At 42.4% G+C, this 18,737-nt stretch carries 14 protein-coding genes and 1 pseudogene; 4 read left to right on the top strand and 11 right to left on the bottom strand.

Annotated elements, in window-relative coordinates; all coding sequences use genetic code 11:
• The 3 genes and pseudogenes from VB714_RS04100 to VB714_RS04090 form a co-directional block, all read right to left on the bottom strand.
• A pseudogene (locus tag VB714_RS04100) lies at window positions 1-1,157 on the bottom strand (hypothetical protein); the annotation flags it as partial.
• Window positions 1,158-1,225: 68 nt separating this feature from the next.
• Window positions 1,226-1,759, bottom strand: a complete 534-nt coding sequence (locus VB714_RS04095) for a hypothetical protein (RefSeq protein ID WP_323221446.1) — start codon at window positions 1,757-1,759, stop codon at window positions 1,226-1,228.
• 181 nt (window positions 1,760-1,940) lie between these two features.
• Window positions 1,941-3,464, bottom strand: coding sequence for a histidine kinase dimerization/phospho-acceptor domain-containing protein (locus VB714_RS04090; RefSeq protein ID WP_323221443.1), 1,524 nt, complete (start codon window positions 3,462-3,464; stop codon window positions 1,941-1,943).
• A gap of 320 nt (window positions 3,465-3,784) precedes the next feature.
• Here VB714_RS04090 and VB714_RS04085 point away from each other — a divergent pair, with 320 nt between their 5' ends.
• Window positions 3,785-4,939, top strand: coding sequence for a transporter substrate-binding protein (locus VB714_RS04085; RefSeq protein ID WP_323221441.1), 1,155 nt, complete (start codon window positions 3,785-3,787; stop codon window positions 4,937-4,939).
• On the top strand, window positions 4,891-8,658 hold the full coding sequence (locus tag VB714_RS04080) for a PAS domain S-box protein (protein ID WP_323221449.1): 3,768 nt from the start codon (window positions 4,891-4,893) through the stop codon (window positions 8,656-8,658). The genes VB714_RS04085 and VB714_RS04080 overlap by 49 nt, the downstream gene beginning before the upstream one ends.
• 94 nt (window positions 8,659-8,752) lie before the next feature.
• Here the strand turns inward: VB714_RS04080 and VB714_RS04075 are convergent, their stop codons facing one another.
• From VB714_RS04075 to VB714_RS04045, 7 genes are all read right to left on the bottom strand, one after another.
• On the bottom strand, window positions 8,753-9,031 hold the full coding sequence (locus tag VB714_RS04075; protein ID WP_323221439.1) for a DUF2470 domain-containing protein: 279 nt from the start codon (window positions 9,029-9,031) through the stop codon (window positions 8,753-8,755).
• A gap of 20 nt (window positions 9,032-9,051) precedes the next feature.
• Window positions 9,052-9,822 (bottom strand): cobalt-precorrin-6A reductase, encoded by a 771-nt coding sequence (locus tag VB714_RS04070; protein WP_323221437.1) that lies wholly within the window; start codon window positions 9,820-9,822, stop codon window positions 9,052-9,054.
• A gap of 4 nt (window positions 9,823-9,826) precedes the next feature.
• Window positions 9,827-10,021 (bottom strand): hypothetical protein, encoded by a 195-nt coding sequence (locus VB714_RS04065; protein ID WP_323221435.1) that lies wholly within the window; start codon window positions 10,019-10,021, stop codon window positions 9,827-9,829.
• Between the two features lie 114 nt (window positions 10,022-10,135).
• Window positions 10,136-10,843, bottom strand: coding sequence for a Tic22 family protein (locus tag VB714_RS04060; RefSeq protein WP_323221433.1), 708 nt, complete (start codon window positions 10,841-10,843; stop codon window positions 10,136-10,138).
• Window positions 10,844-11,001: 158 nt separating this feature from the next.
• Window positions 11,002-12,798: a mechanosensitive ion channel family protein gene (locus tag VB714_RS04055; protein ID WP_323221431.1), complete on the bottom strand. Its 1,797-nt coding sequence runs from the start codon at window positions 12,796-12,798 to the stop codon at window positions 11,002-11,004.
• A gap of 136 nt (window positions 12,799-12,934) precedes the next feature.
• Window positions 12,935-13,669: an ABC transporter ATP-binding protein gene (locus VB714_RS04050; RefSeq protein ID WP_323221430.1), complete on the bottom strand. Its 735-nt coding sequence runs from the start codon at window positions 13,667-13,669 to the stop codon at window positions 12,935-12,937.
• A 3-nt stretch (window positions 13,670-13,672) separates the two neighbouring features.
• Window positions 13,673-14,479, bottom strand: coding sequence for an ABC transporter permease (locus VB714_RS04045; protein WP_323221428.1), 807 nt, complete (start codon window positions 14,477-14,479; stop codon window positions 13,673-13,675).
• A 108-nt stretch (window positions 14,480-14,587) separates the two neighbouring features.
• On the opposite strand from VB714_RS04045, the gene VB714_RS04040 reads away from it, so the two are divergent.
• Window positions 14,588-16,375, top strand: a complete 1,788-nt coding sequence (locus VB714_RS04040) for a glycosyltransferase family 2 protein (protein WP_323221426.1) — start codon at window positions 14,588-14,590, stop codon at window positions 16,373-16,375.
• Between the two features lie 135 nt (window positions 16,376-16,510).
• Window positions 16,511-17,224 (top strand): ExbD/TolR family protein, encoded by a 714-nt coding sequence (locus VB714_RS04035; protein WP_323221424.1) that lies wholly within the window; start codon window positions 16,511-16,513, stop codon window positions 17,222-17,224.
• A 1-nt stretch (window position 17,225) separates the two neighbouring features.
• Here the strand turns inward: VB714_RS04035 and VB714_RS04030 are convergent, their stop codons facing one another.
• Window positions 17,226-18,335, bottom strand: coding sequence for a response regulator (locus VB714_RS04030; RefSeq protein ID WP_323221422.1), 1,110 nt, complete (start codon window positions 18,333-18,335; stop codon window positions 17,226-17,228).
• Between the last annotated feature and the right edge of the window lie 402 nt (window positions 18,336-18,737).

Below are 18,737 nucleotides of genomic sequence, written 5' to 3'. Positions count from 1 at the left end.
AGAGCTTTTATATCAAATAAATTTAAGAATATAGTACGAGATAAAACTTTTTCCTCTTCAGTAAAGTGTGAGTAAATATCTTGAACTTGTTGCTTTAAAGAACCTCCAATACCGCCTATTTTTGAGTAGCATCTACGAGTTAATTGTCTATGAATTGGACTCAAATTCTCAGCACACCATAATCTATATAAAGTATATTGCAAAAAAGGAAGATAACCTTTTTGTATACTAATATCTCTATCTGTGCCATTAATATCATCAATAATTTGTTTGACTAATCCATCTTCAAATATTACACCATGCTCTGCTGCGGGTTGTTCAATAGCTTCACGGAGTTCTTCTGGGGTCATATCACCAATCATTTCTACTTTATTTTCATTGACAAGTTTACTTAAATTTGGATTAATTTCAAACTTCCCTAGAAAATCCGATCGCATTGCTAGTACAATCTTAATTGAAGGATCGTTGAGTTCGGTTAGTTTATTTAAACTTTGAATAAAAATATGACCTTCTTTCTCATCAGGAACATTGAATATTTCTTCAAATTGATCGATAAAAAATAACCACTTTTCTAACTTAGAATTCTTGATCTTTTCAACAGCATTCTTAAAGGTATCAATTTTAAAATTTTTCGCCATACTAGTGTATCCTTCATTGATTTTGTAATTATTGTTTAGACCTTGATGTAGAGATGCAAAAGGATGATCGCCCGGAGTAAAAATAAAATCATAGTAATGTTCATTTTTTAACTTTCGTTGCTCTTTCCATCGAGAAATTAAACCTGCTCGTACTATTGACGATTTTCCACTACCAGAAGCACCTAATACTAAAACTAAATTATTTTGCTCAACAGCATCCAGTAGTTGCTCACTTAAAAGATCGCGCCCAAAGAAACTTTTTTTATCATCTATCCCAAAACTTTTAAATCCTCGATACGGAGATTCTTGTTTAAAAGGCTTGCTGGCAGCATATTTTTTAATCAGTTTTTCTTTTTCTTCGCTTAAAACATATTCAAAATTAAAATTGCGTGTAGTTTGATTGTTGTTAACAGTTTGATTGTTGTTAAATGTTGTTGTATTATTTTCTCCACTAGTGTATACATCTCCTACCGTAGTTTTCATACTCTGATTTACACCATCCTGATTAGACTGACTCATAAAAAATCTCCTGTAATTAAAGTGAAATTCCGATCGCGCCTCAATTCAATCCAAGTTTCCAACAAAATCTATAACACCGCTATACCCCAAACTCTCGCAATCAAAGAAGCAACTTTTTGCACGGGTTCTGCTAAAGTTTGCACTCCTTCTAAACCTAGTTTGAGTAAGGAAACTGTCTTACCAACTAAATTACGATCGGGATTGGGTTTCTTCAATTCTTCTTCAACAAATCTGACTTGAGCTTCTTTGGTTGTTTTTTCTAACGCATCAAGCAGCGAAGTTGTCAAAATTTCTTGCTTTAGCTTCTCTAATTGCTGTAAGGCTTCTTGCAGGTCATCCTGATGGGGTTTGGTTTGAGTCAAGGTTGGCGATACCGTAACTTGACCATCTCTATTTTGAGCGGGCGAGACATTCACTTGGTTACTACTACCGCCTACATTCATATTACCAAAAGTATTCATCATTTGCTGACCTTCCCCAGATGGAGTCGGGGACAGAGGATTATCCCAAACTTTTACTAGAGACTTTTGCAAGCGCTTTTGGTCTTCAGGATTAAGCGCTTTGATAATATCTAGCACTTCTTCCACGGTGTATTTTGGCATTGATATAATGTCTATTCTGTAACAATATTTTTGTTATAGCACAGCTATTCAGAATAAATGCTACTCATTAAACGTAAAGTTATGTAAACGATCGCGATCGCCCTTCTTCAGAAATACCTCCAACAATCGCAGCAGTTAAAAAAGAGGCAAGTACCAAAGCGAGTAATTCTCATAGAAATTATTAATTGTGAACCATTGTTTGATGAGATTGTTCGATTTGGGGAATCTTGAAGACATAGCGATAGCTTCCTTCTCGGGATTTTTCGAGAGATATCCAGCCTCCGTGCATTTCCAGTAAATGACAGCTTAATAATAAACCCAGAGTTTCTCGTCCTTCTTCCTCAGTAGATTGACGATCGCGCTTATAAGTTTGTAGCGTTTCCATAAGCAACTGTAGAGTTTGTTGAGGCGATCGCTCATTCTGCTCTGGAATTACTGTAGCCCGCATCCCCTCATCTTGCCAACAGGGGTGAGAAGTCCACAAAGAAATATTAAGAACGGGTAAAGGGTGAATGGGGTCTTCAATTTTGCGACAGATATGAACGTGAATCTCACTTCCCTCATGGGAGGCATAAATCAGACTGTAACAGAGATAATAGAGTGCTTGACGGAGTTTTTCTTTATCCAATAACCAGATACGATTACCCGGTTCAACAGACATTTGTAAGGTTTGTTGCTGTTGTTGAGCCAGGGATTGTAAATTATTAAGAGACTGCTGACAGAGCATCTCAACATCCACAGGAGCGAGGTGTAATTGTTCATTGGTTTGGTCTAAAACTTCCAAAGCCAGCATTTCTTCTACCACAGAAAGTAACTCTTGACCGCTATTGTGAATGATTTCTAGATATTCTTTTTGCTTGTCGGTCAAAGGTCCGTAGATTTCTTGTTCTAAGACCCGAGCCATGCCCATCACTGATGTTAGCGGGTTTCGCAAATTTTCCGTCAGTCCGACTAATAACCGAACTTTAAGGAGATGAACGGAGTCCTGGCCGCCGTTGCCATGGGTAAATTTGGGTGCGGGGGAGGCGATCGCGGTAGAAATAGGATAGGTAGGAGTATGAGGTGTGGGAGAAACCCTCGATCGCTCCATCAGGCTTTCATACTCACTCATGCACCAGCGTGCGGTCAGGGTTAAAAAATCAATATCGCGATCGCTAAATTCATAGGGTTCTAACTTCATGACGGCGATCGCCCCCAGGCATTCCCCCGATCGCGCGATTAACGGAGCGCCCAAGTAAGCACGGATGCCATAATGTTGAAATAATAAACTATGGGCAAAAACAGGATGACGGGAAACATTAGAGATCGCTAAAGGACAAGCAGCGTCAATCACATACTGGCACAATGATTCGGGGCGAGATAATTTGCGAAGAGTCGCCAGATCGTTCATCAAGCCCAGTTGCGATAATCCTAGGGCAGATTTAAGCCATAATTCGTCCTTTACTTGAATGCAAACAAAACAAATCGGCATCTGGGGAAAATAGTGAGAACTTAAGCTATTTGCCTCATAGGGGTAAGACCCCCCCAGAAAACGAGCCGCAGTTTGCACGGCTTCATCAAAAACGGGAACCGTATCGGAGTTTAGTAATCCCAACTGTTCTAATACCTGCAATCGTTGTTTTTCCCGCTCTTCCGGTGTAAAACCATCCAAACGGCAAAAGAGACGATTTTGATAGGCGATTGGACTGCGATCGCTTTGATCCATGACAGTTTTTAGTTAAGTGGTGAAAGGGAATGAGCCTCGATAACGCGACCGAATCTTTTTTCCTCCATCTTATTTTTCCCGCGATCGCGTATTTAATGAACAACAATTTCTAGAATCGAGAGATCGGTTCGAGCTACTGTTGCACTCGGAGGATAATTATCAATCGGAGAAAGAAAAATAGGATGAGAATTTCTCTGACCTATCTTGCCCTCATCCTCTAATTTCAAGGTATCATGGCAAAATAGGTTGCGAGTTAGTGTTGCATTTACCGGAAATCCGTAGGGGTTTGGTCGCCAAACCCTCTTAACTTAACAAACAGGATGGGGCATCGTAGGGGTTTGGTCGCCAAACCCTCTCGTCACAAAAAAAAGGAACGAGTTATTCCTGAATTGGAGAAATTGTGGCTGTATCAAACAAAAGTTCAATCCCTAGCAATTCTCGGATGTTTTCCCCATCCCTACTCATTAATTATGTCAAGTTTTGAGATTGCCAATTATGTAAATTTGGATGCTCTACCCCGTATTCGCACTGAGGCAGCAAAGATCAATCCTCGGGCTTCGGACTGTCAATCTGTTGTAGAGGATAAGGCGCTTATGAAACCGATTGTATCCTCCACCGTTCGCGTGGGAATTTTGTCTGTGGATGTGGATGTGAATTTGCAACAAGACAATGCGATCGCCATGGAAGGGATCGCCGTGGCGATCGCCGAAATTAATCAAAATGGCGGCATTTTGGGTCAAGCGATCGAAGCCATTGAAGCGCCGGAAATTGGCGATCGCGAAACATTACAACAACAAGCACGAATCTTGTTGGAAGATGCAACAGTAAAAACAATTTTTAGTTGGGGTATCCCAGAGGGGTTGCGCCAAGAACTTTTTTCCCTAGTAGAAGCCTCTAATACTTTATTGTGGTACGCCGATCGCAATCCAGGGGCAGAAACCTTCTCTCGCATTTTTTATACCGGAACTTGTCCCAACCAACGGGTAGAAGCGGCGATCGCTTGGTTGCAAGCCACGGGGAAACAGAAGTGTTATTTAATCAACTCTTCAGATCTTCTCTCTCAACAAATTGGCGCTATTTTTGCCCAACAATGGCAAGACTCGGGACAACAGCAAGGAGAATTGGCGATCGCGACGGTGGACGAAAATACGAACTGGGAACAACTCTTAGTGGCGATCTCCCGAGAAGAACCCGATCTGATTATTAATACTTGCGGTGCTGAGAGTTATTATCTCTACGAAACGGATTTGGTGTACGAAAGTTCGGGTTTGGAGACCAAACCCCTACGGGAAAAAACAACGATCCTCGCTCTTAATCTGACCCTGACGGATATTGAAAATTTAGGCGAAAGCAAAGCAGGTCACTATTTTCTTAATGCTTATTTTCCCCATTCAGAGGCGATCGCCCCTTTGTCCCCGCCAACGAAATTGCGGCGGCAGCCTACACCCAAGTATACCTTTGGAAACAAGCAGTAGAAACCGCCGGCTCTTTCCAAATCCATCGCGTACAAGCTGCCGCGATCGGGCAAACCTTCCAAGAAGCAGCAGGAAGCGTGCGTCTAAACCCCAATCAATATCTTGCCCGTCCCATGCTCATCGCAGGCTATAGCAATGGCAAATTCACCCTAGTCTATCAAAGCGATCGCCCCATTAATCCCCTCCCGTGGCTAGGTTATCAAGAAACAAACAACAGCCTCGATCCCCTTGTTGCCGAATTAGAAGGGGAAAGAACGAGACGAAAAGCGATCGAAACAGCCCTACAAGACTATTGGGGCGAACTTCGCGCCCTTTTTGATGCTACCAGCGATGCGATCGTCGTTACCGATGCCCTCGGCTGTTATTTAAGGGTTGCACCCACTCAACCCCTACCGCAATTTTCCCCAGATTTGATCGGCAAAACCCTACATGAAGTTTTTCCCCCAGAACAAGCCGATCGCTTTCTGGATTATATTCATACAGCCCTAGCCGAAAAACATCCCGTTCAATTCGAGTATCAATGGGAAGAGGCATGGTTTTCCGCCGTTATCTCCCCCATCAACCCCAATGAAGCGATTTGGATCGTGCGGGATATCAGCCAACGAAAACAGATTGAATGGGAAAGAGAACAAGCCCTCCTCGAACTCGAACAGCAATTTCAAGAAAGAACCATTGCTTTGAGAGATACCAGCGATCGCCTAGTGGGGGAAATTGTCGAACGCCAACACGTCGAAAATGCCCTGGATGCCGCCCAAGACCAACTTCAAGCCATTTTAGATACAGTTCCTGGCATTGTCTCTTGGATTAGTTCCGATCTGCGCTATTTGGGAGTCAATCATCACCTCGCTGCAATGTTTAATCTCGAACCCGAAGCCTTTATCGGGCAAGATATCGGCTTTTTAAATGCCAGTGAAGAATTCATCGGTTTCATTCGTGACTTTTTTGCGGGGGAAGCAACCGAAGCCTATCGCGAAATCACTTCCCACGTGCAAGGGCGATCGGGAACCTATTTAATTGTCATTCAAAAATACAATCGCGGGCAAGCTGCCTTTACCGTTGGCATTGATATTACCAAGCGCCAAGAGGCGCTTAATGCCCTCGCCCGTTCCAAAGCGCAATTACAGGCGGTTTTAGAAGCCGTACCGGGGATTGTTTCTTGGATTAGTTCCGATCTGCGCTATTTGGGAGTCAATCGCCATTTAGCCAAAACCTTCAATCTTTCCCCCGAAGACTTCGTGGGCAAAAATATTGGTTTTCTCGAAGCCAGTGATGATTTTAACCAATTCGTGCAGGACTTTTTTGCCGCCCCCGAACAAGATAATTTTCGAGAAGTCGAGACCATCGTAGATGGGGAAACCCGCAATTATCTCATTGCAGCACAAAAATATGATAACGGTGCGGCGGCCTTTACCGTCGGTATTGATGTCACCGATCGCCAACGGGCGATCGAAGATTTACACTTCACCAAAGACCAACTCCAAGCAGTATTAGAAGCCGTACCTGGGATTGTTTCCTGGATTAGTTCCGATTTACGCTATTTGGGAGTCAATCGTCATTTAGCCAACACCTTCAACCTTCCTGTAGAAGCCTTTGCGGGGAAAAGTTTAGGTTTCCTGCAAGCCAGCGAAGACTTTAATGAGTTTGTGGCCAACTTTTTTGCCAGTCCAGAACAAGATAATTTTCGGGAAGTCGAGGCGATCGTGGATGGAAAACCCCACAATTATCTCATTGCCGCGCAAAAATATGATGAAGGAAGAGCCGCCTTTACCGTCGGTATTGATGTCACCGATCGCCAGCAAGCCTTAGAAGGCTTACAAAAAGCCGAAGAAAAATATCGCACCATCTTTGAAAATGCCGTCGAAGGCATCTTCCAAACCACCCCCGACGGTCGCTATCTCAGCGCTAACCCCGCCTTGGCAAGAATTTATGGCTATGATTCCCCAGAAGACCTCATGGCCAATCTCGACAACTTGGAAGAACGATTATATGTGGAACCCCAACGCCGTCGCATTTTTATTCATTCCATCGAAACCGAAGGCGGTGTTATCGGCTTTGAGGCACAAGTGCGTCGTCGCGATGGACAACTGCGCTGGATTTCCGAAAATGCTCGGGCGGTGCGGGGTGAAAATGGTAAAATCATCTACTATGAAGGCACCGTTGAAGACATTACCGATCGCAAAGAAGCAGAAGAAAAACTCAGAAAACTAAATGAAGAGTTAGAAACGCGCGTCCAGCAGCGCACGAACGAATTGCAACAATTAAACTTACAATTATTACTGGAAATTGGCGAACGGGAACGCATCGAATCTGCCTTACGAACCTCAGAGGCAGAACTAAAAGCCTTATTTGCCGCCATGACAGACATTATCACCGTCTTTGACGCGGAAGGCCGCTATGCTAAAATCGTCACCACCAATTCAGAAACTATTTATAGCCCTAAACTGGAATTGTTGGGCAAAAGCGTCTGGGAAGTTTTACCCCCAGAACAAGCACAAATCTTTATCGATCATATCCAGCAAGCCTTAGAAACTGGAGAAACGGTTTATATGGAATACAGTTTGGAAAGCAATCCCCTTGTAGATACTTCCTTACAAAATAAAACCGCGTGGTTTTCTGCCAGTGTTTCCCCCCTACCCAACAATTGCGCGATCTGGGTGGCGCGGAATATTACCAAACGCAAACAGATGCAGCTAAAAGTAGAAAAGGCTGAGGAAAAATACCGCAGTATTTTTGAGAATGCGGCGGAAGGAATATTCCAATCCACTCGGGACGGGCGTTACATCAGTGCGAATCCTGCCTTAGTTGCCATGTTCGGTTATGATTCATTTGCAGAGATGGCGGCCTTATTATCCCATATCGATCGCAGCTATATCGAACCCGAGTTACGCCAGCAATTCCGGGAACAACTCGAACGCCAAGGGGCAATTTCTGGGTTTAAGGCCCAGGTCAAACGCAAAGATGGTCGCGTAATTTGGACTTCTGAAAATGCTCGAGTGGTGCGGGATAACGATGGAAATATCCTTTATTATGAAGGTACCGTTGCCGATATTACCAAGCAAAAAGAAGCCGAAGATGCTCTACGCATAGAAAGAGAAAAATCAGACCGCTTACTCTTGAATATTTTACCGAAGGCGATCGCCGAACGTCTCAAGCAAAATGAGAAATCCATCGCGGATCGCTACGACTGTATTTCCATTTTGTTTGCAGATATCGTTGATTTTACCTCCCTCTCGGCCAAAATGCCACCGGCGGATTTGGTGGATTTACTCAATGAGATGTTTTCTGCTTTTGATAAGTTAACCACCTGGCATAATTTGGAGAAAATCAAGACTATTGGGGATTCCTATATGGTGGCCGGGGGACTCCTGAATACGGCGGCCAATCATGCCGAGGCGATCGCGGATTTAGCGTTAGATATGCAGCTTGCTATTTCTAAATTCCGTCAAGAGGACGGTCAACCCTTCCAAGTTCGTATTGGCATCAATACGGGACCTGTGGTTGCTGGGGTGATTGGCATTAACAAATTTATTTACGACCTCTGGGGAGATACAGTAAACGTCGCTTCTCGCATGGAATCTCAAGGTAAGCCGAACGCGATTCAAGTCACAAAAGATACTTATGAATTAATTAAAGATAAGTTCTTTTTTGAAAAAGAGGAAGAAATTACCGTTAAAGGCAAGGGAAAAATGAAAACCTATATTTTACAAGGGCGACTCTAACTGGGGATATTTACAAATATTCCACCAACCGCGATCGCCGGTGCAACCCAGTGAGTCGCAGTTTAACTTCGATCTGAATTAACAGCCAAGTTTATTAAGTTTGTTTTGTTTGTTCGATCATATTCACAAGAGTATGATGAGCATCTTTAGCATCGACTAAAGTATGGTCGAAGGATATCCGCATGGGGATATCTGTCCCATTGGCTTGTACCGTTAAATTCATACCTTCTGCATCGATCGCCAGCATTTGGGCGCTAGTGGCTTCCGGAGTCTTGCCAAAAACGCGGGCATATAAAACGATCGCATCGCTATGATCTTTATTCATGTGCTTGCAAATGCGATCGCTAACTTCTGGGGTTAGGGAATCTGCCATTGTTTTTCTCCTCAAGTGAACTATTTTAAATGTCGATCGCAAAACGCGAAAACATCTTCTAAATTTGCAGTTTGTTGGGGATAACTTACGAAAGGTCGCGCAACAACCAGTAAAGGAATTCCCAATTTAGCAGCAACGGATCGCTTAATTTCCTCTCCTCCTTCTCGTCCCGATGCCTTGGTCACAACCAAATCGATGTGCCACTGTCTCCAGAGTGCCTCCTCGAGTTCCCCAGAAAGGGGAGGACGCAGGGCAATGAGTCGATGCGGGGAAAATCCAGCCGCGATCGCCACTTCTAATGAGTTTACAACAGGAAGGACGCGGGCAAAAAGAGTAGCGCGATCGTGCCAAGGTTGAAAAAGAGGTAAAGTTTTACATCCCACCGTCAGCAAGACGCGGCGATCGCACAGATAATCCCCGGACAGCAATTCCTGGAAACTCTCGACTACGATTTCTCCTTCTGTTGCCAAGGCTGGACGTTCATAGCGTAAATAGGGAATCTTAAATTGGGCGGTTATGGCGATCGCATGGTGAGAAATACTGCTGGCATAGGGGTGGGAGGCATCCACCACAGCAGCAATTGTTTCCCAGCACAACAATTCCTCGAGTCGATCGGGGGTTAAGCGTCCCGTGCGAATATCGAGTCCTGGACTGGGAGGGTAAAGCGATCGCGCGGCCTCCGTCGTCACCGTGACCAAACAGGGAATGCTACGAGAGACTAACAAGGTGACAATTTCGCGACTTTCACTCGTTCCCCCAATTACCCACACCTTTTTCAGGGTTTTGAGCAATCCCTTAACGTCCCTTTAATGCTTTCTGAAAATTTTGCCGATAGGATTTGTTCGTAATTAACAAAACCGGCCAAAGTAACGATAAGGCGACGCGATTCGTTAAGCCTGGCTGGAAATTGGTTTGTTGGTATCCTTTCCAAAATTTCCAAATCCCCGCCCCATAAACCACGATCGCAATCAAACTAAAAAATCCCCACATGGTCTTCAATCCTTAAATTCACCGAGAGTTTGCCTATATATACCAGTTTAACAAGTTAGGAAATGTGGCAACTGCAATGCCTCATATACCGACTCTTTCGCGATCGCCCTATCCTTAAGGGGTTTGTTGTTGAAGCGATCGCACGTATTGTAAAGATTCATCGGACAAAACAAGGACAATTTGCTTCAATCCTTCTTCTTCGGAATTGGCTAAAGTGTCGATAACTGACTCTAAAGGGATCGCCTGAACCTTGATGCCATTGGCTAGGTTAGGATTTTGCTGGGTAAAGCGGTTGACAAGGGCATCAAGTTTTTGTTTCTCAAAAAAGAAGGGAATCACTTGGCGATCGTTCACGGTAATACTCAGATAACCTCCCGTTGATTCAGCCTTGGCCGCAAAAAGAGGTGTACCTTGAAAGCCTTGTTGGACTTGTTGTGCGGCTTCAACTTGTCCTCGCATCGAGACAAACTCAAACTGAACTGAACTTTGCGATTGAGCCTGTCGGACAATTTGGATGAGGGGGATCGGTGAAACTTGCAGTTGACGCGCCAAATCGGGATTGTTTGTACCAAGATTGGTGATAAATGATTGAGCGTCACTACGGCTGATGAAGACTCCTGCAACTTGTTCTCCTTCTTGACTCGATGCGGTTAAAGGCTTTCCTTCAGCGTCCGTAACGATAAAAACTGGGATAGGGGAAAGAATGCGCTCAACATCACCGTCAGGTAACGCATAAGCAGCGAAATTTTGGCTTCCCATACCGAGGAGAATGCCTAAAGAAATACCTAAACTTGCTGTCCAACGGATTAATAATGATTTCATTGTTCGCGGTCTCGATCTGTCTGTTTGTTTGCCTGCTAAGATTTAGCTTACCTCGCGATCGCAGTTTTTCCCATTTTGACTGACCTCTTTTGCTAGAAAAATCGCGTTTTCTTTATTCCCTAATCAAGGTATAACTTTACAAACACGATAAACCATAACTAAAACTGCCAAAATCTTCCCTTTTTCTTAGTTGTTTCTTTGGGCGTTTGCACTTGAGTATCTGTATTCATTAGTTGATTTGACTGGGGGGGTTGACTTGACTGGGAGGGTTGACTTGATTTGGGGGGTTGAGGTTTAACAATTTTTGGGCGTTCTTGTTTAGCATTTCTTACAATTTGGTTTCGTTCTTCTTTTTCAAGTTTAACTGCCCAGTCGGGTTTATCTGCCATTTCACCCACAGGAATATATATCCCTTCACGGTCGAATTCTTCTTTGTAGCGTTTCCTTAAAATGCGTTGGATTTGTAAATGCTGCCCTGGTTTTACTTTAGTTTTGGTATGAACAACAATACGAATCTCGCCAAACTCCTCAATTCCTTCAAAATGCGTGACTTCAAGAACATCTTCATTTTCCTCTTGGAGTTGATAACCGATCGCCTCAACAATTTCGTAAAGGCGATCGAGATTGGTATTATAATCGACCCCAATATCAACCGCAGCATAAACAAATTCTTTAGAGTAGTTGGTAATCGAAGTAATATCCCCATTGCGTAAAATATGAACTTGTCCGTGATGATGGCGAAGGCGTGTTGTCCTCAATTCGATCGCTTCCACATATCCGGATGCTTCTTCGGTTTCAATGTAATCCCCCACTAAATAATAGTTTTCAAAGAGAATAAAGAAACCCGAAACAATATCATTGACTAAATTTTGCGCCCCAAAACCGACGGCTAACCCCAAAATCCCTGCACCTGCTAAGATAGGGGCTGGATCGACTCCAATGGTATCGAGCATAAAAACTCCCGAGCCGAAATAAACAAAATATTTGGAAATACTCTGAACCAGAGGTGTTATTGTTTCGCGTCGTTGTTGTTGAGTGGGGGTTAAATCTTGGGAGTTGAGCAGCAATTCTTCAACCGCTAAATAAATCACTGAGATTAAGATGCGACTTAGAAGAACGATCGCAATTAATTTAATTCCGACGGGTCCCCATTCGGCTAAACCAGCAACAAAATCAATCTGTTGAATGACTAATGTTGCCATGATGACATAAATAATATATTCCAAACAACGCTTGAGAAATGAAACTAGATGTCGGAGTTGTTCGTAAAATCGTAAGATATTTTCTGGGCTAGAATATTTAACACTAAGGCCATCAAGACTATCAATGATGACTGCAACAATTTTAAAAATCAGCAAGCCGATAGCAATAATTATATAAATTCGTAGTAAAACATATAAATATTTAGTAACAACAGTAGGTAAAATCAGAAATTGAGCGCAGAGAATGGCGATCGCAATCCAAGAGGCACTATTAATGTTTTTCTTAAAAGCATTAAAAAAGTCAGCAACGCTATCATCATTATCAGCAATTACGTCAAATTTTTGAGTATATTTTGATACACTATCCAATCCATTATTAAAAAAACGTAAAGCAATACTTGTAACAATAATTACTCCAATACTTTTGACCATTCCTAAACCCAGAGAAATCCAAAATTCTGTGGGGATTTTGCGAATAAGTTCTAAGCTATAATCGCGAACATTTTCACCGCGATAGATAAGAAAGCCGTTAACACCAACGACCCCTAAAGAGACCAGAAAACTCGTGAGAAAGAGAAAACCGCGTACATTACGACGAATTGAGGCAGCACTGCTTTTCTTCTTTTCCAATACAGGAATTTTAAAAATCTGTCGATAGAGTCTACCAAAAGTCCAATCAATCAGAAAGAAAAAGATAAGAATTAAACTGACTTCTGCTATAATTGTGATAATATTAATAGTCATAGTTGTCATGGCCGATTTTCCTCTGTGAGATAAAACATTGCTCGAATAAGTGGTATCTCTTTAATTATTGACCGATTCAGCGATTTTAGTCAAATCAAAATTTTTAAGCAGTTGGATCGGGGTGGCGATCGCGATTAGGCAATATCTAGGTACTATATTTTAAATATTTGCTGACCGTTTCTTGCGGTTCTCCTGCAAACATTAATTTACCACGATCCAACCAAATCACCCGCTCGCAATATTGGCGGATAAAATCTAAATCGTGAGATACTACTAAAATAGTCGCATTTCCCTGCCAAAAACTGTCGATGCGCTTTTTACATTTCATCTTAAAATGCTCGTCTCCGACGGACAAAACTTCATCGAGAATGAGAATATCTGGCTGTACGTCGGTGGCGATCGCAAACCCCAAACGTGCTTTCATGCCCGAGGAAAGTCCTTTCACTGGCAGTAATTTAAACTCTTCTATTTCGGCAAATTCTAAAATTTCTCTTGCTCTTTGTTTCATTTCCGCACGGGAAAATCCCAATAAAACCCCATAGAGAATAATATTATCATAAACAGAAATATCTTTATCAAACCCCGCTTCTAGCTCCAACAAAGGGGCGATACTGCCTTTCACCCGAACTTTGCCTTGAGTCGGCTCTAAAATACCGCACATCAATTTTAAGAGCGTTGATTTTCCTGACCCATTTGCACCTACAATTCCCACCTTTTCATGAGCATTCACGGTCAGATTAATACTATCCAAAACCAAGCGCCGAACGGGTTTTCGATAATTTCCTTCTAACATAGAAAAAAACGTCCTTTTCAGGTCGTAAGAAAACTCTTCTTGCGTCCGTCGTAACAGCGACACATTATCTAAACGAATTAACTCCATCGATTACAGAAGGTCCATAAACTGCGATCGCCACCGTTGAAAACACAACCAGCCTACACTCAACACTAACACTCCATTGAGCAAAGAATGCACGATAGGGTAAGGTGCGGGAAGCGTCCCCGAAATGGCAATATCTCGCAGACTCTCTAGAATAGGATAGAGCGGATTTAAAACCAGAAATTGACGTAAATTAGGGGGTACAATGGTAGCGGGATAAAAGATTGGCGTACTTAATCCTAAAACAAAAACAATCACCTCGTAAAAATTAGGTAAATCTCGGAAAAAAACATAGAGTGCGCTGACCAAGAAAGCAACACCTACACATAACAAAAACATTGAGAGAATCGGAAAAATGAGCAATAAAACATTGAGGGGGTTTTTTGAGGTAAAAAGGGTGACGATCGCCAGGACGGGAACTACTCCCGCAATAAATTGAAACATATTTGCCATGACCATCGACACGGGAAATACGCTGACGGGAAGACGAATTTTATTTAATAGAGGACTTCCCCAAACGACAATGTTAACACTTTGGATTGTTGCCGTGGAATATAAATTAATAACTGTTAGCCCTGTAAAGGCGGCAAGCATATAGTTTAATAACGAATTATCGTAGTAAGTGGCAAAAACGTTGCCAAAAATGGCGGCATATAACCCCGTCATGACCAAGGGATTCAAAACCGACCAATAAATCCCTAAAAAAGAGCCTCGATATCGTACCTTCAAATGTCGCGCTGACAGGACGTAAACTAAATCCCAGTAGCGGCGAAAATCTTCCCAAGTTGCACTGCTAGGAAGGGAAAGAGCCATGAACTTACTATAAATGGTCAACAGTCAACAATAAACAGTTAAGAGTCAAGAGTCAAGGGTCAATTCTGGACATCCTTCAGATCGGGTTGTCTCTCTCTAAAAGGAAAAATGAACTTAGTCGATAAACTAGAAACGCTACAGTCTATCCAGAAAGAACAAGGGACACTGAGGGCGATCGCCTTTCTGCGCGATCGCCTTTTGGCCAAGTTACGAGGAAAGATAGGTTATCAGCAATGGCGCAAACAACATTGTTTCACGGAAACGGATATTCAAAGCGCCCGCGAGGAAATCGCAACATGGTCTCATTGCCCGTTATTTTCCATTCTGCTGCCCGTTTATAACGTAGAAGGGGTGGTTTGGCTGGAAAAAGCAATTCAATCCGTTAGAGGGCAAATTTACCCCCATTGGGAGCTTTGTCTTGCCGATGATGCTTCTCCTGCTGACCACATTCGCCCCCTTTTGCAGAAATATCAGGAAAGCGATCGCCGCATTAAGGTTATTTTCCGCGACCAAAATGGTAACATTTCCGCCGCCAGTAATTCAGCTTTAGAACTAGCAACAGGGGAATATATAGGTTTATTAGATCACGATGACGAATTGGCGATCGATGCTTTATTTGCAGTGGCTAAACTCCTACAAATTCATCCTAATGCAGACTTTATTTATACAGATGAAGATCATATCGACACCAAAGGAAAGCACTTCGATCCTGCCTTTAAACCCGATTGGTCGCCAGAGTATTTTCACACGCAAATGTACACCTGCCATTTTGGAGTCTATCGCACTCAATTAGTGCGAGAAATAGGTGGATTTAGAAGCGAATTTGATGGCGCACAGGATTACGATCTCGTTTTGCGTTTAACTGAAAAGACCAAAAATATTTATCATATCCCTAAAATTCTCTATCATTGGCGCGCGATCGCCTCTTCTTCTGCCTCGGGAGTACAGGGAAAACCTTATGCTTTCCAAAAGGGAAAAAAAGCCTTAGAATCTATGTTAGAACGCAGTAATTATCCTGGTTTTGTGGCAGAAACGGAGATTGCAGGGGTATTTCGCGTGCGCCGTCAGTTACAGGAAGAATATAAAATCAGCATCATTATTCCCAGTGCAGGAAAGCAGATAAAAGAAGCAGGAAAAAATATTTGTTTATTAGAAAATTGTATTCAAAGTATTCAAGAAAAAAGTACCTATCGCAACTTTGAAATTATTGTTGTTGATGGTTGGGATATTCCCGAGGAGATTTTAGAACCTTTAGAAGGTAAAATCGAATTAGTCCGCGATCGCGCCCCTTTTAATTTCTCCACTCGCATTAATCTTGGCGTAGAAAAAGCCCGAGGAGATATGATTTTAATACTCAATGACGATACCCAAGTCATAACACCAGACTGGTTAGAATCTATGTTGGAATTTGCCCAACAAGCAGAAATTGGAGCAGTGGGCGCAAAACTCTTATTTCCCGATGGTAAAATTCAACATTCAGGAGTGGTTATTGTCGAAGATATTCATCCCATGCACGTTTTTTACGGTTATGAAGGCGCGCACCAAGGCTATAGTTTCTCTAATTTGGTCAATCGTAATTATATTGCCGTAACCGGTGCTTGTTTGATGATGAGAAAAGCACTTTTTGCAGAATTGCAAGGATTAGACACGGAATTTGCTTTAAACTATAATGATGTTGATTTATGTCTAAAGGCACATCAAGCCGGCTATCGCAATCTTGTCACCCCTTATGCTCAATTAAGTCACTACGGATCTGCCAGTCGTAGCGATCGCCAAGTCAGACCAGAAGAGCGACAAAAATTAGCCGAAAAATGGGGAGCATATTGGCAAAAAATCGGCGGCGATCCCTACTATAATCCTAATTTTGCCCCCAATAATCCTAACTTTGAACTATAGAGAGTAAATGAGTAGGGGTTTGTTTCCGGTTAAACAATCCAAAAACCCAACTGTAGGCGCGCAATGTCGCATTCAGAAAATCGGTTAGAATTCTTTTAATAATTCACCAACTTATTCAAGGAACCCAGAACCAAAATGCCCCCCAAAACCCAAAAACGTCCTCGTCTGGCTCCAGTTAAAGTCCGTCCTCTGAAACTCTGGCAAGACGAGCATTTTATGCAGGAAGTTCGCATCGAGATTATTCCTCTCATTGATGTTATCTTTTGTATCCTGACCTTTTTTATTTTGGCCGCTGTCGATGTATCGCGCCAACAGGCAATTAGTTTGGACTTGCCCAAAGCAGCCACGGGTACGACCCAGATGCGAGAAATTCTGTTAATCAGCTTGGATGAATTCGGTCAAATTTATGTAGAACAACAGCCCATGAGTACCAAAGGGCAACTTTATCAAGCCGTTGAAAACTATGTCCTCACAAAACCAAACGGGTTGATGGTGCTATCGGCTTCCAAAGAAGCCCGCTACGATGAAGTCGTGCAGGTTTTGGATATTTTGCGAGAAGTGGGAGGCGATCGCGTTGCTTTAGCCACTCTACCCAGAAGTCGCAGTTCCGAGGGGACTTTACCCCCTTCCTCCTTTCCTTCTGAAATTCCAAGCATTCCTGTTTTACCGGAACCTTTAGAAGATGAAACTGAATTGCGTGAAAATCCTGTTCCTAGAGAAGAAAACCAAATCGAAAATCCAAGGGAAAACCAAATCGAAAATCCAAGGGAAAACCAAATCGAAAATCCAAAGGAAAACCAAATCGAAAACCAAATCGAAAACCAAATCGAAAACCAAATCGAAAATTAAATTATTGGCTGTCACTTTTATCCGCAATAGGCAGGGAAACCCGGACAATCGTGTAATAATGGGGAACGCTTTCAATGCTTAAATTGCCATCATGTAATTGGGCAATACGTTTAGCAATAGTTAAACCCAAGCCCGAACCTTGTTGTTCGTAGATTCTACGCTCAAACTGTAGGTATGCCCCGATTTTGTCGATTTGTTCTGCTGTCATACCCCGTCCTTTATCCTGTACCGATAACAAGAAGCGATCGCCAGTAACAGAACTAATAATTGTAACGGGAGTACCGGGATCCGAAAATTTAAAGGCATTATCGATCAGTTCTTCTAATAACTTGGCGAGTAACTCCGATGAAATTGCCACAAAGCCATCCTGTAAATCTAACTCCAAATCTGAAGATCGCCCCAGTTTGAATGCCTGTAACCGCGCTTGATCTGCGATTGTTCCTTCTACTAGGTTAGTGGGGTAATCTTGTAGGATAGTAGAGCGATCGCGATCGCTGGCAGCTAATTCCAATTCTGCGTAGAGCAAGAAATTTTGAATTGTTCGATACAAACGCTGTCCAGAAGTATAAATCTGTTCCAGCATTTCGCGAATATCTGCCTGCTTCAATTTTTCCAAATCGCAGAGTAAAAGATCGGAAAATCCCAGAATACTATTAAGAGGTGTTCGTAATTCGTGAGGCAAAGCACTACGGATATTTTCTCGCAATTCATCTAATTCTTGTCGAGCCAAACGGGTAAAAACTTCCTGTTTTTTTAATCGTGTTTTAATCGCTTGTAGTAGTTCATCAGCAGTAAAAGGTTTGAGGAGATAGTCATCAGCTCCGAGTTCCATTCCTTTACGATTGCTCTCTTTATCTGAGAGTCCCGTCATAAAAATAAAGGGAATAGTTGCTGTTTTCGGATTCTCCCGCAAACGATCCAACACCTCATAGCCATTAACTTTTGGCATAATCACATCACAAAGAATGAGATCGGGTTGTTTTTGAATTGCCAGTTCAATACCCGCTTCTCCATTTTCAGCATTGAGAATTTTATATTGTTCTGACCGGAGAATTGCTACAATCTGGGTGCGTATTGCTTTTTGATCGTCAATTACTAAAATCGTCGCCATGTTTTTCTCCAAATAGACACAAAAACTCACAACTAATCAAGCTATCTTGGATATTTTGTGTTTATTTTGTGTCTATTAATTATTTCGATATTTCAGTAAATCCTCCCTTTTAGAGTTTGGATAATACTGTGTTTTTAGCAATCTTATCTGCAAAACTACCTATATTTTAATGATCTTCTCAGATAAAAAACAAGAGTATATATACGGAATTCACACAAAAAGCAATTCCTTCTACAAAAATCTCAACAATGGCTAGATAGACGCGATCGCAATTGAGTATTGTAAAGTTTAACTTAATATATAGTCAAGTATAGTCATTCATGGTAAGATATAGCCATGAAACTCTCAGACTATGCCAAAAAAGCCGGGGTGAGTTATCAAACGGCATGGAGATGGTGGCAA

The sequence above is a fragment of the Spirulina sp. 06S082 genome, assembly GCF_034932145.1.
GTDB lineage: Bacteria > Cyanobacteriota > Cyanobacteriia > Cyanobacteriales > Spirulinaceae > CCY15215.
The sequence above is the reverse complement of the archived record's forward strand: the minus strand, read 5'-3'. Positions and strand labels throughout refer to the sequence as shown.